Genomic DNA, 12517 nt, shown 5'->3' with positions numbered 1-12517 from the left:
ATTGACAGGAGACCGGTTTCTGTCAATCAAACTCTTGTGCCAAAGACAATATTTTCAGGCTTTCAGGCGATATCCGCTTTTTATGAGTGCCCAAACCGCGATATAGAGCAAAATGTCCAGCGCCGCGATCGACACGGCACCGACCCAAATACTGCTGTCTGACGTCCCGATAAAGCCATATCGAAACCCGTCAATCATATAGAAAAATGGGTTCAGGTGGCTGATCTGGTACCAGACGCCTGTGAGCCGGTCGATTGAATAGAAAGTACCAGATAGAAATGATAGCGGCATGATAACAAAGTTTGTCATTGCGGCCATATGATCAAATTTTTCTGACAAGATCCCCGCGATCATTCCCAGCAAAGACAGCATCAGACCCGCACTGATCACATAATAGATTACTGCCACCCAGGAATGAATCGAAATATCGATAAGCAGCCACATGACAATCCCGACAACCATTGCCACCGTCAGCCCCCGCGCGAGACCCGACAGAACATACGCCAGCGTTAATTCCGCGGCCGACAGCGGCGGCATCAGAATATCGACGATATTTCCCTGAACTTTGGAAATCAGAATAGAAGAAGAGGTGTTGGCAAACGAATTCTGAATAACCGCCATCATGATGAGGCCAGGCGCCAGAAAACTCGCGTAGGAAACCTCTCCCACATAGCGCTCGCTGCCACCAAAGGCGAGAGTGAAGATCGCCAGGAACAGGATTGTCGTCATCATTGGTGCCAGCACGGTTTGCAGCGGTACTTTCAAAAACCGGCGCACCTCTTTCCAGAGCAGAGTAATGAATCCGAGCCAATTCACGAGGCCGATCCTGGAGCCAATCCGCGTTAGAACGCCCGGCTTCTGCAGGCTGCTATTGGTTGTCGTGTAAATAGTCATGGGGCTTAAATATGCAATTGACCGCGCGCAGGCAAGCACTCAATTGTGAAACCGGTTTTCCTATCATTCATCGGCTAGCTTCCCGATTGCCTCTGCGCTAGGATTAAGGGCATTATTGTATTCCCCACCTAAATCCGGAGTTAAAAAGAAATGCCTGTTGAGATCTTCCATAACCCACGTTGCAGCAAATCCAGACAAACCCTGGCCCTGTTGCGAGAAAACGGGGTTGAGCCGGTAGTTGTTGAGTATCTTTCCACCCCCCCTACCAAGGAGCAGCTTACTGAAGCGCTGAGATTACTGGATATGGCACCACGGGACCTCATGCGCAAAGGGGAAGCGGAGTACAAAGACAACAACCTTGGCGATGCATCCCTCAGCGAGGATGCTCTCCTTCAGGCAATGGTGGACCATCCGAAACTGATTGAACGCCCTATTGTATTTGCCAACGGCAAGGCACGTATAGGCCGGCCACCAGAATCGGTTCTTGAAATTCTTTAAACCTTATTAAAATTCCTGCGATCTGGTGAGAATATTATGATCATTACAGGCTCATTCAGATTCGGCCTTTTCATTGGGAAGTACTCTATATAGAATTGTTGATAATTCCCACCTCAGGCTAACAGGCAGGGGCGCATAATAAATAACAATTGAGGAGAATTCTTATGGCAGACGCCGTTATTGTTTCCACCGCTAGAACCCCCATCGGCAAAGCCTATCGCGGTGCTTTCAACAATACCCATGGTGCCGACATGGGCGGTCACGTGATCAAACATGCAGTTGAACGCGCAGGTGTAGATCCTGCAGAAGTGGAAGATGTCATTTTCGGCGTCGCCAACCCAGAAGGGGCAACCGGCGGCAACATTGCGCGGCAGGCATTGCTCCGGGCAGGTCTGCCGATTACAAGTTCTGGTACAACGGTCAACCGGTTCTGTTCTTCCGGTCTGCAGACTATTTCAATGGCGGCGCAACGTGTGCTTGTCGATAAGGTTCCTATTATGGCAGCGGGCGGAATGGATAGCATCAGCCTTGTCGTGAATGAACATATGAACCGCTATCATGCGCAAAATGAATGGCTATTGGAGAATAAACCCGCCATTTATGACCCAATGCTGAAAACGGCGGAAACAGTCGCGACCCGTTATGGCATCACCCGTGAGCAGATGGACGAGTATAGCTATCAGAGCCAGATGCGGACAGCTGCAGCTCAGGAAGCGGGCCGGTTCGACAAGGAAATCGTTCCGATGACCACGACCAAAGTAATGGTGAACAAGGAAACCGGGGAAACCCTGGAAGAAGAAGTCACCCTTATGCAGGATGAAGGCAATCGGGCAAGCACAACTCTGGAAGGGCTTGCCAGCCTTAAGCCGGTTCTGGGAGAAGATTGCTTCATCACCGCTGGAAACGCGAGCCAGCTTTCTGATGGGGCGTCCGCCTGTGTGGTCATGGACGGCAAGCTGGCCGAGCAGCGTAATATTGAGCCGCTTGGTATTTATCGGGGTCTTGTTGTCGCAGGTTGTGAGCCCGATGAAATGGGCATCGGCCCGGTCTTTGCGATCCCGAAACTGCTTGAACGCAATGGCCTCAAAATGGATGACATCGGCCTTTGGGAATTGAACGAAGCGTTTGCGGTACAGGTGCTTTACTGCCGTGACAAACTCGGCATTCCAAATGACCTCCTCAATGTCGATGGCGGTGCCATCTCCATCGGGCATCCTTTCGGTATGTCAGGCGCCCGCCTGACCGGCCATGCCTTGATTGAAGGCAAGCGCCGGGGCGCAAAATATGTTGTCGTCACAATGTGCATCGGCGGCGGCATGGGCGCAGCGGGATTGTTCGAAGTCGCCTAAACGGGCCAACAACCAATAATAAAACCCCGGGAATCCTGATAGATTTCCGGGATTTTTTAGCACAAAAAAAAGGCCCTGCGTAAACGGGCCTTTTTCAATTTATATAAAGAAGCTTAACGCGTTGGGATGGGTTCATCACCCGAATAGTCATAGAAGCCACGCCCTGATTTCCGACCAAGCCAGCCCGCCTCGACATACTTAACAAGAAGCGGACAAGGACGGTACTTTGTATCGGCAAGCCCTTCATACAGCACCTGCATAATCGCAAGGCAAACGTCCAGACCGATAAAGTCCGCGAGTTGAAGCGGACCCATCGGATGGTTGGCGCCAAGACGCATGGCCGTGTCGATAGCCCGTACCGAACCAACACCTTCATAAAGCGTGTAAACGGCTTCATTGATCATTGGCAACAGGATACGATTTACGATAAAGGCCGGAAAATCTTCCGCTGGCGTTGGCGTTTTATCCAGTCGAAGCGTAAGATCTTTAATTGTGTCGAAAGTTTCCTCATTCGTAGCAATACCACGGATCAGCTCGACAAGCTGCATGACCGGCACCGGGTTCATAAAATGCATCCCGATGAATTGTTCCGGCCGATCCGTAATTGCGGCAAGACGGGTTACGGAGATCGAGGAGGTATTGGTCGCAATTATTGCCTCCGGCTTCAGCTGCGGACCGAGAGCGGAGAGAATCTTCTTCTTGATCTCTTCATTCTCGGTTGCGGCCTCGATCACCAGGTCTACTTCAGATAGGTGATCGTCATTGGTCACTGGTTGGATATGGGCCAGCGCTTTCAGTATGTCGCCCTCAGAGAGGGCACCCCGGCCAACCTGGCGTCGCAAATTACGTTCGATCGTTTTCAGGGCCTTTCCAAGTTGCTCCTCGGAAATATCCTTAAGAAATACATCAATACCTGCAATCGCCAGAACATGGGCAATACCATTTCCCATCTGACCGGCGCCAATCACACTTACTTTATTTATCATTGCCTACTTCCAAGCATTTAGGTGAGCGCGACTATTACGCCAAAAACTTGACCCATCCACACCATTACAGAGCTTCATCCAACTCAGGCAATGCCTTGAACAGATCCGCGACAAGCCCATAGTCAGCAACCTGGAAAATCGGTGCTTCCTCGTCCTTGTTAATCGCCACGATAACCTTGCTGTCTTTCATGCCGGCAAGATGCTGAATAGCGCCGGAAATGCCAACGGCAATATAAAGCTGCGGTGCAACGACTTTACCGGTTTGCCCAACCTGGTAGTCGTTGGGAACAAAACCCGCATCAACCGCAGCACGACTTGCGCCAACAGCGGCACCAAGCTTGTCAGCCACTTTTTCCAGAAGATGGAAGTTATCGCCGGACTGCATTCCGCGACCACCGGAAATTACAATTTTCGCAGAGGTCAGTTCAGGGCGTTCAGACTCGGAAAGTTCTGCTCCGACAAAAGTAGAGAGACCGGCATCCGCAGCAGCACTCGCCGCCTCCACACTAGCCGACCCGCTTGTCGCATCAGCAGCGGCGAAATTAGTAGAACGAACCGTAATCACCTTCTTGGCATCGCTAGACTGAACGGTTGCCATAGCATTACCGGCATAGATCGGCCGCACGAAGGTATCCGGTGAGACAATTTCAACAATCTCGGAAATCTGCGCTACATCAAGGAGTGCAGCAACACGCGGCAAAATATTTTTGCCGGATGTCGTTGCCGCCGCCAAAATAGCATCATAACCATCTGCAAGAGAGACGATCAACGCCGCCATATTCTCAGCCAGAGAATCCGCATAAATGGCGTCTTCCACCAACAATACCTTAGCAACACCTGCGACTTTTGCCGCTTCATCTGCAACTCCGGCACATCCGTTACCAGCAACCAAAACATGGACATCACCGCCCAGTTCAGTCGCAGCGGTGACAGCATTCAATGTGGCAACGCCCAGTGCTTCATTGTCATGATCGGCAAGTACAAGAACAGACATTAGATTACCCCCGCTTCATTTTTCAACTTGTCGACCAGTTCCGCGACAGATTCTACCATTACGCCGGCTTCACGTTTTGCCGGTTCTTCCACTTTCAACGTCGTCAGACGCTGTGCGATATCAACACCAAGATCTTCTGGTGTCTTTTCATCAATAGGCTTTTTCTTGGCTTTCATGATGTTCGGCAAGGACGCATAACGTGGCTCGTTAAGGCGGAGGTCCGTTGTCACAACTGTTGGCATTTTCAAGTCAATCGTCTGCAGTCCGCCATCAACTTCACGTGTGACTTTTGCAGTGCCATTCTCAAGGTTCACCTTGGAGGCAAATGTCCCTTGTGACCAGCCAAGTAATGCGGCCAGCATCTGACCAGTCTGGTTGGAGTCATCATCAATTGCCTGCTTCCCGACAATGATAAGATCCGGTTTTTCTTCTTCCGCAATAGCCTTCATCAGCTTTGCAACACCGAGCGGCTCCACCGTCTCGTCTGTTTTAACCAGGATGCCCCGATCAGCTCCCATGGCGAGTGCCGTACGCAATGTTTCCTGCGCAGCTTGCGGCCCGACGGACATGGCGACAACTTCCGTTGCCACGCCGGCTTCACGCAGGCGAAGCCCTTCTTCGACGGCGATTTCATCAAAAGGGTTCATGGACATTTTGACGTTTGCGAGGTCTACACCAGTTTTGTCCGCTTTAACACGGATCTTAACGTTGTAGTCCACGACACGTTTAACAGCGACGAGAACTTTCATGGGTTGGTCTACTCCCGGGTCATAAATTCATCACATCCGGCGAAAACCCGTTTTCCGACGGCGTGAATTTCAGGTTATAAGATACTTAAATTCGGCAGTGCACAATAAATAGCTAATGACTATCTGTCAATTCGCCGACGCAGGACATTTTAACGCGGTTCAAAGGCCCTGTTATTGGCCAAAAAACTGGCCTTAAACTATCATCTGTTGGCGCCTGGCACCCAAAGAACGTCCTCCGCCCCCTTGTTATTGAGGTAACGGCCCAGAACAAACAGAAAATCAGAGAGCCGGTTAATATAAGCGATAGCATCGGGATTGATAGTATCCGAATCGCCAAGAACAATCATCCGCCGCTCGGCCCGCCGACAAACTGTCCGCGCCAGGTGAAGATAAGCCGATGCTTGTGAGCCGCCCGGCAGGATAAAAGAGTTAAGCGGAGACAATTCCGAATTGAGGCGGTCAATCTCCTCCTCTAGCCACACCACCTGCTCCTTTGTAACTCGAAGAGGTGGATACTTCGGATTTTCCTGTTCCGGCGTGCAGAGATCTGCCCCAAGGTCAAAAAGATCATTCTGGATACGCGCCAGCGTCTCATCCGCCTCCCCCGATACATTTAATCGGACCAGGCCAATCACCGCGTTGGTTTCATCCACATCGCCATAGGCTTCAACTCGCGCATCGGCTTTACTTACCCGCGCGCCATTACCAAGGGAGGTTTTTCCTTTGTCTCCGCCGCGTGTATAGATTTTTGTCAGCTTTACCATGAGGAGCCTATGCCTTTAACGTCTAATTGCCGGAACTCGCAACCCATAAACCAATCATGATGAGGACAACCGCAATTGCCTGCATCAAAATGCGTAGGCGCATCAGCTTGTTACCGTAACGACGGTTAAAGTCGCCGCCGCGCGCAAAAGTCAGCACCCCAACTAACAGGACAAGAGCAGTTGCGATGACGGCGGCGATAATGAAATAATTGATCATAAACGGTCCGATCTGTCATAAAGGATGCAGCCTCCAACGCTACATCGTAACACCATATATGGACAGGAATTTTCATGGAAGCAACCCGGGATGTTGTAATTGTTGGCGGAGGTGTTATTGGCTCCTCCATTGCCTACTTCCTCAAGGCTACGCCCGGGTTTTCCGGAACGGTTACTGTCCTTGAACGGGACCCAAGTTATGAATTTGGGTCGACGGCGCGATCCTGGGGTGGGATCCGGCAGCAATTTTCAACGCCGGAAAACATTCTTGTATCCAGATTTACACAAGAGTTTCTGGGCCAGATCACGCGGTACCTTGGGGTGGATGATGTGCCAGTGGATGTCAGCTACCATGAGCAGGGCTATCTCTTCTTAGCGGAAGACCGCCATATTCCTAGGCTCTACAGCAATAACGCCATCCAACGAAGCCTTGGCGTCAATGTCGGCCTGCTGGACCCGGACGATCTTGCGAGGGGGTTCCCCTGGATGAATGTCGCCGATCTCGCCGGGGGCTCCTTGGGCCTTTCCGGGGAAGGCTGGCTGGATGCCTATAGCCTCAATCAGGCCTTTCGCAAAAAAGCGATTTCTCTCGGAGTCTCCTATCTGGCGAGAGAAGCCGTTGGGTTTGAGTGTGACAGGAACCGGGTATCAGCCGTCCTGCTCGACGACGGCACACGGCTAGGCGCGGGTCATGTCGTGAATGCAGCAGGTCCAGCCGCCGCCATAGTTGCAAGATGGGCAGGCATTGATTTACCAGTTCGGCCGCGGAAAAGATTTGCCTATTCCTTTAGCTGTCGAACGGAAATTACCGGTTGCCCGCTGGTCATTGATCCGAGTGGTGTGCATTTCCGCCCCGAAGGACGGCAGTTTCTGGCGGGTTGCTCCCCCGATCCTAACAACGACCCCGACTGCACGGATTTCGAGATAGATTACGGTTGGTTCGAGGAGCATATCTGGCCAATCCTGGCCCATCGCGTTCCTGCCTTCGAGGCCATTAAACTCGAAAATGCTTGGGCGGGGCACTACGCCTACAATACCTTGGATCAGAATGCCGTTTTGGGACCACATCCGGAGATCAGGAATTTCTATTTCGCCAATGGATTTTCAGGTCATGGCTTGCAACAATCCCCCGCCGTCGGGCGCGCCATTGCCGAGTTGATTACTTATGGTCAATATCGCAGCCTCGATCTCAGCCGATTTTCATTTGACCGGATGGTGACAGGGGACGCCATATCAGAGCATAATATCGTTTAATCAACCAAGAAGGACAGAGAATGCCGATAGTAAGAGTAGAAATGTTCGAAGGACGTGACCGGGAAACCAAGCAGAAGCTCGTTAAATCACTCACTGCGGAAATGGCAAGGGTCACCGGTTGCAGCGAAGCCAGCGTTCATGTGGTCATCACGGATGTCTCCAAAGAAGACTGGGGCATCGGCGGTGAACTCGCCGCAACGAAATTCCCTGACTAGGACGTATAACGTGGGAGTCGAGGTGCAGAAGATTTTCATTGTCGCACTGCTGGGCCGGATCTGGCACCATTTCAAGGATCAGCATTGCCTGCGTATGGCGACAGCGCTCAGTTATCAAACCCTGCTCGCCATTGTGCCTCTGGCGGCCGTTGTCTTTGCCCTCTTCACCGCAATCCCGGCATTCACTCACCTGAAGCAGAAACTGACAACACTGTTGTTCGATAACTTGCTGCCGTCCAAAATATCGACGGTGGACGCCGCCCTTAGTGACTTTGCCGTCAATGCAAGCCAGCTAACCTATTTTGGCCTTGCGGGCATCGCGATTACCGCGCTTATGCTGATGTCCAGTATCGAGGAGATTTTCAGCCAGATCTGGCAAGTCGCCGCCACGCGGAACCCTTTCAAACGATTGATTACCTACATTGTTATCACTCTAATAGGACCAATTGCGGTCGGCACCAGCCTCACGCTCGTAAACTGGATTGTCGATATCAGCGAAGAAGCGACTGGTTTTGAAGTGACCGGAGCGGTGGCGCTGCTAAGTTTTATTATGCCCTTTCTGCTTCCGTTCGCGATATTGTTCATTCTATTTCGCATTGTACCGGCCTGCGATGTGAAGTGGCGTCACGCCTTTATCGGTGCCGCCGTGGCGACCGCACTGTTCCTTCTAGGTAAGCATATGTTCAGGCTCTATCTTGAATATTTCCCGTCTTATGAGGTGGTCTATGGCACCATGGCCGCCATTCCTCTGTTTTTAATCTGGCTCTATGTGAGCTGGGGAATCGTTCTGTTCGGCGCAACCATTGCCGCTGTGCTCGGATTCGAATTCACCGCCGACATGGAGAAAAGATAGGGAATATAAAGGTGATCATCAGTCCGGAAGCTTGACGGCGCCCGACTCATCGATTTCAAATCCGGGGTTCCAAGCGACTTCCCAAAGGTGGCTGTCAAGATCACGAAAGTAGCCAGAATATCCGCCCCAGAAGACTTCTTCCGCTGGTTTGACAATTTTCGCGCCCAAATATTGAACCTGTTTCAGGACCTCATCCACCTCGTCCTTGCTCCGGGCATTATAGGCGAGTGAAAACCCTTCAAAACCGGTACCTTCTTCAGAAATGCCCGCATCTTTGGCAAGGTTACCACGCGGGAAAAGACCTATGGCCATCGAGCCGCACTGAAAAAAGGAAACGCCGGAAGCGTCCTTCACAGAACGCTTCCAGCCGAGAGATTCAAAGAAGGTTGTGCTCCGCGCCAGATCCCGAACGCCGAGCGTTATAAGCGAAATCCGCTGTTCCACCTTCAAGCCTCTTGTTAGTTTGCACCCTCTAGCAGGCGGCGTGCAATTACCTGTGCCTGAATTTCACCGGCGCCCTCAAAAATATTGAGAATACGCGCATCGCACAAAACCCGGCTGATTGGATATTCGAGCGCGAACCCGTTACCGCCGTGAATTTGCAGGGCGTTATCTGCCGTACTCCAGGCTACGCGGGCCCCAAGCAGTTTGGCCATCCCGGCCTCCAGATCGCAACGGCGACCTTCGTCCTTTGCCCGCGCAGACGCATAGGTAAGCTGGCGCGCCATCATGATTTCAACAGCCATCCAGGCGAGCTTGCCGGCAACACGCGGGAATTTGATAATGGGGCGGGCAAACTGAACGCGATCCAATGCATAGCGAAGTCCGAGCTCCATTGCGTTCTGCGCAACACCGAGCGCGCGAGCCGCTGTCTGGATACGGGCACTCTCGAATGTCTGCATCAGCTGCTTGAAACCGTTACCTTCTTCTTCGCCGAGAAGATTTTCCGCCTTGATCTCGAAGTTATCGAAGCCAAGCTCATATTCCTTCATTCCGCGATAGCCAAGAACCTCGATCTCCCCGCCGGTCATACCGTCGGCCGGAAAATCTTCTTCTTCGGTCATATGAGGTTTTTCCGCGAGGAACATGGAAAGACCCTTGTATCCCGGCTCATCCGGATTGGTCCGCACCAGCATGGTCATAACATCGGCGCGTGCCGCATGGGTGATCCATGTCTTGTTGCCTGTCACCTTGTAAACATCACCGTCCTTAACCGCCCGGGTTCTCAGCGATGCAAGGTCTGAACCGGTATTCGGCTCCGTGAAGACAGCAGTCGGCAGGATCTGGCCGGTCGCAATAGGGGAAAGCCATTTTTCCTTCTGTGCCTCGGTTCCACCGGTCAGGATCAACTCCGCTGCAATTTCTGAACGTGTGCCGAGCGACCCCACGCCGATATAACCACGCGAAAGTTCTTCGGACACCACGCACATGGACATCTTACCAAGACCCAACCCGTCGTATTCTTCCGGAACCGTAAGACCGAAAACGCCAAGTTCTGACATTTTCTCGACAACCGGCATGGGAATCAGCTCGTCCTTCAAATGCCACTCATGGGCATAGGGCATAACTTCTTCATTGGCGAAGCGGCGGAACTGATCCCGAATCATCGAGAAGGTCTCATCCAGTCCCGGATCACCGAAATGTCCGGTATCCATTCCTTCTGCAACCAGCTCGGCAATCCGCTCCTTAACCTCTGCGCTGTACCCCGCCTCAATAAGAGCTACAACTTCCTTGGTTTTGAACTTGGCGATTGCCGCGTCATCCAGCCCAAGGTCCTGGGGACGGATAATCTCACCAAGAGACATGGGGATGCCGCCAGTGATCTGGTTGAGATATTCACCGAAACCGGCCTGCAGCATTAACTGCTCCAACTCACCATATTTGCCTTCTGTGGCAAGGTGGCGCGACCAATTCAGTGTTTCGCGCAAAGCTTCTACATAAGTCGCAAGCCAGGCAAGACCATGCGTTGCATATTGATTGGCCTCGACCAGTTCCGCGCTGATCCGTCCATTACTGCCGCGGGTCAGATCCGCGACGGCCATAATCGCCTGTTGCTTGAAAGATTCGGCCGCGCCAAGCGCAGATTCACAAAGGCCGTCCAGGCCATCCAACAGAATTGTGCCGGGCGCCTCAACCATTTCAGACATTGTCATTATTATTCTTTCCTTATTTGATTACGGCTTCTTCTTACTCGTTGCCGGCTTCAATTGCATCCTCGATTGTTCTCATACCCGGATACTTTGCAGAAACCAATACGGCCATGTTGCCTGGTTTATGCTGGTTATTCATCATTTTTGTATGAGCGCGCGGAATATCATCCCAAGAGAAAACCTCTGACATGCAAGGATCAATACGCCGTTCAACAACCAGGTTATTTGCCTGTGACGCCTGTTTCAGATTGGCGAAATGGCTGCCCTGAATACGTTTCTGGCGCATCCAGACAAACCGCGCATCCATGGTCAGGTTGAAACCTGTCGTCCCCGCGCAGAACACCACCATACCGCCGCGCTTTACCACATTGCAGGAAACCGGGAAGGTCTGCTCACCTGGATGCTCAAACACGAAGTCAACATCGTTGCCCTTACCGGTAATTTCCCAAATAGCCTTCCCGAATTCGCGCGTCTTCTTCATATACTCGCCAAACCCTTCGCCATTCACTGTCGGCAGCTGGCCCCAACAATCGAAATCCTTGCGGTTGAGAACGCCTTTTGCACCGAGCGACATGACAAACTCGCGCTTACTCTCATCAGAAATAACACCGATGGCATTGGCACCGGCCGCAGCACAAATCTGGATAGCCATGGAACCAAGACCGCCCGATGCGCCCCAGATCAGAACATTATGGCCAGGACGGAGAATATGCGGCCGATGGCCAAATAACATGCGATAAGCAGTCGCGAGGGTCAGCGTGTAACAGGCGCTTTCTTCCCAGGTTAGATGTTTCGGGCGCGGCATCAATTGACGGTCCTGCACGCGGGCAAACTGCGCAAAGGATCCATCCGGTGTTTCATAACCCCAGATGCGCTGGCTCGTCGAGAACATGGGGTCGCCGCCGTTACATTCCTCATCATCACCATCATCCTGGTTACAATGAACAACAACCTCATCGCCGATTTTGAATCTCTTCACCTTGTTACCCACGGCATAAACGACGCCGGAAGCATCGGAACCCGCGATATGAAAGGGCTGTTTATGATAATCAAAAGGAGAAATGGGCTCGCCGAGAGCCGCCCAGACCCCATTATAGTTGACGCCAGCAGCCATCACCAGAATCAGGACATCATGGCTATCGAGTTCCGGTGTATCAACGACTTCCACCTGCATCGCCTTTTCCGGCTCTCCATGGCGTTCACGGCGGATGGCCCAAGCATACATTTTGGAAGGAACATGACCGAGAGGAGGAATCTCTCCCACTTCATACAGGTCCTTAATTTCGCCAGCAGGCAGTTCGTTTTCCACTTCGGACATCGCAGCAGCTTGCGTATTTGACATCGAAAATATCCTTCGTATTTGGCATGATCCCTATTTTACGGGACGCCTGTCTTTAAAAATCATAAATTCCCGTTTCCCGCCTTCTTATATCGCATTGCATCAAAAAACGAAACGGAGAGCTTTACATTAGTCTAATTTGTGAGAAGATTACTGACCTTTGTTCAGATAACAAGTTTTTTTTGCACCGCAACACAAAGTTATGTTATTACGTGTGGCATCAAGACTACGAAACAACCAATCTTAATTGACTGAG

The 12517-nt window shown here is 51.8% G+C and carries 14 protein-coding genes; 5 read left to right on the top strand and 9 right to left on the bottom strand.

Features of this window, described 5'->3' with window-relative positions; all coding sequences use genetic code 11:
- Positions 1 to 54: 54 nt before the first annotated feature.
- Positions 55 to 894 carry an ABC transporter permease gene (locus GQE98_RS04995; protein ID WP_161314528.1) on the bottom strand — a complete coding sequence of 280 codons (840 nt, stop codon included), beginning with the start codon at positions 892 to 894 and terminating at the stop codon, positions 55 to 57.
- Positions 895 to 1044: 150 nt separating this feature from the next.
- Between GQE98_RS04995 and arsC the strand changes: the two genes are divergently transcribed.
- Positions 1045 to 1392 (top strand): arsenate reductase (glutaredoxin), encoded by a 348-nt coding sequence (gene arsC / locus GQE98_RS04990; protein WP_161314527.1) that lies wholly within the window; start codon positions 1045 to 1047, stop codon positions 1390 to 1392.
- Positions 1393 to 1556: 164 nt separating this feature from the next.
- Positions 1557 to 2741 carry an acetyl-CoA C-acyltransferase gene (locus GQE98_RS04985; protein ID WP_161314526.1) on the top strand — a complete coding sequence of 395 codons (1185 nt, stop codon included), beginning with the start codon at positions 1557 to 1559 and terminating at the stop codon, positions 2739 to 2741.
- 113 nt (positions 2742 to 2854) lie between these two features.
- Here GQE98_RS04985 and GQE98_RS04980 read toward each other — a convergent pair whose 3' ends face one another.
- The 5 genes from GQE98_RS04980 to GQE98_RS04960 all read right to left on the bottom strand — a co-directional run bounded on the left by GQE98_RS04980 (position 2855) and on the right by GQE98_RS04960 (position 6451).
- Positions 2855 to 3727: a 3-hydroxybutyryl-CoA dehydrogenase gene (locus GQE98_RS04980; RefSeq protein ID WP_161314525.1), complete on the bottom strand. Its 873-nt coding sequence runs from the start codon at positions 3725 to 3727 to the stop codon at positions 2855 to 2857.
- 64 nt (positions 3728 to 3791) lie between these two features.
- Positions 3792 to 4721 carry an electron transfer flavoprotein subunit alpha/FixB family protein gene (locus GQE98_RS04975; RefSeq protein ID WP_161314524.1) on the bottom strand — a complete coding sequence of 310 codons (930 nt, stop codon included), beginning with the start codon at positions 4719 to 4721 and terminating at the stop codon, positions 3792 to 3794.
- A complete protein-coding gene (locus tag GQE98_RS04970; RefSeq protein WP_161314523.1) occupies positions 4721 to 5470 on the bottom strand; it encodes an electron transfer flavoprotein subunit beta/FixA family protein in 750 nt (249 codons plus the stop codon). The genes GQE98_RS04975 and GQE98_RS04970 overlap by 1 nt, the downstream gene beginning before the upstream one ends.
- A 200-nt stretch (positions 5471 to 5670) precedes the next feature.
- Positions 5671 to 6234, bottom strand: a complete 564-nt coding sequence (locus GQE98_RS04965) for a cob(I)yrinic acid a,c-diamide adenosyltransferase (RefSeq protein WP_161314522.1) — start codon at positions 6232 to 6234, stop codon at positions 5671 to 5673.
- 22 nt (positions 6235 to 6256) lie between these two features.
- Complete coding sequence (locus tag GQE98_RS04960) at positions 6257 to 6451, bottom strand: twin transmembrane helix small protein (RefSeq protein WP_161314521.1); 195 nt, start codon at positions 6449 to 6451, stop codon at positions 6257 to 6259.
- A gap of 74 nt (positions 6452 to 6525) precedes the next feature.
- Here GQE98_RS04960 and GQE98_RS04955 point away from each other — a divergent pair, with 74 nt between their 5' ends.
- The 3 genes from GQE98_RS04955 to GQE98_RS04945 are packed head-to-tail and all read left to right on the top strand — an operon-like array spanning position 6526 to position 8772.
- A complete protein-coding gene (locus GQE98_RS04955) occupies positions 6526 to 7704 on the top strand; it encodes an NAD(P)/FAD-dependent oxidoreductase (protein ID WP_161314520.1) in 1179 nt (392 codons plus the stop codon).
- 20 nt (positions 7705 to 7724) lie between these two features.
- On the top strand, positions 7725 to 7919 hold the full coding sequence (locus GQE98_RS04950; protein WP_161314519.1) for a 2-hydroxymuconate tautomerase: 195 nt from the start codon (positions 7725 to 7727) through the stop codon (positions 7917 to 7919).
- Positions 7920 to 7941: 22 nt separating this feature from the next.
- Positions 7942 to 8772, top strand: a complete 831-nt coding sequence (locus GQE98_RS04945) for a YihY family inner membrane protein (RefSeq protein WP_161314518.1) — start codon at positions 7942 to 7944, stop codon at positions 8770 to 8772.
- Positions 8773 to 8790: 18 nt separating this feature from the next.
- Here GQE98_RS04945 and GQE98_RS04940 read toward each other — a convergent pair whose 3' ends face one another.
- The 3 genes from GQE98_RS04940 to ccrA are packed head-to-tail and all read right to left on the bottom strand — an operon-like array spanning position 8791 to position 12264.
- Positions 8791 to 9216: a VOC family protein gene (locus tag GQE98_RS04940; RefSeq protein ID WP_161314517.1), complete on the bottom strand. Its 426-nt coding sequence runs from the start codon at positions 9214 to 9216 to the stop codon at positions 8791 to 8793.
- 14 nt (positions 9217 to 9230) lie between these two features.
- Complete coding sequence (locus GQE98_RS04935; protein ID WP_343044159.1) at positions 9231 to 10919, bottom strand: acyl-CoA dehydrogenase family protein; 1689 nt, start codon at positions 10917 to 10919, stop codon at positions 9231 to 9233.
- 40 nt (positions 10920 to 10959) lie between these two features.
- Positions 10960 to 12264, bottom strand: a complete 1305-nt coding sequence (ccrA, locus tag GQE98_RS04930; RefSeq protein WP_202526081.1) for a crotonyl-CoA carboxylase/reductase — start codon at positions 12262 to 12264, stop codon at positions 10960 to 10962.
- Positions 12265 to 12517: the final 253 nt, after the last annotated feature.

The organism is Sneathiella litorea (genome assembly GCF_009882915.1).
Lineage (GTDB): Bacteria > Pseudomonadota > Alphaproteobacteria > Sneathiellales > Sneathiellaceae > Sneathiella > Sneathiella litorea.
This window is presented reverse-complemented; position numbering and strand designations above follow the sequence as displayed.

Coding starts and splice junctions, on each gene's coding strand:
- GQE98_RS04995 (WP_161314528.1), bottom strand. CDS start 894: ATGACTATTTACACGACAACCAATAGCAGCCTGCAGAAGCCGGGCGTT.
- arsC (WP_161314527.1), top strand. CDS start 1,045: ATGCCTGTTGAGATCTTCCATAACCCACGTTGCAGCAAATCCAGACAA.
- GQE98_RS04985 (WP_161314526.1), top strand. CDS start 1,557: ATGGCAGACGCCGTTATTGTTTCCACCGCTAGAACCCCCATCGGCAAA.
- GQE98_RS04980 (WP_161314525.1), bottom strand. CDS start 3,727: ATGATAAATAAAGTAAGTGTGATTGGCGCCGGTCAGATGGGAAATGGT.
- GQE98_RS04975 (WP_161314524.1), bottom strand. CDS start 4,721: ATGTCTGTTCTTGTACTTGCCGATCATGACAATGAAGCACTGGGCGTT.
- GQE98_RS04970 (WP_161314523.1), bottom strand. CDS start 5,470: ATGAAAGTTCTCGTCGCTGTTAAACGTGTCGTGGACTACAACGTTAAG.
- GQE98_RS04965 (WP_161314522.1), bottom strand. CDS start 6,234: ATGGTAAAGCTGACAAAAATCTATACACGCGGCGGAGACAAAGGAAAA.
- GQE98_RS04960 (WP_161314521.1), bottom strand. CDS start 6,451: ATGATCAATTATTTCATTATCGCCGCCGTCATCGCAACTGCTCTTGTC.
- GQE98_RS04955 (WP_161314520.1), top strand. CDS start 6,526: ATGGAAGCAACCCGGGATGTTGTAATTGTTGGCGGAGGTGTTATTGGC.
- GQE98_RS04950 (WP_161314519.1), top strand. CDS start 7,725: ATGCCGATAGTAAGAGTAGAAATGTTCGAAGGACGTGACCGGGAAACC.
- GQE98_RS04935 (WP_343044159.1), bottom strand. CDS start 10,919: ATGTCTGAAATGGTTGAGGCGCCCGGCACAATTCTGTTGGATGGCCTG.
- ccrA (WP_202526081.1), bottom strand. CDS start 12,264: ATGTCAAATACGCAAGCTGCTGCGATGTCCGAAGTGGAAAACGAACTG.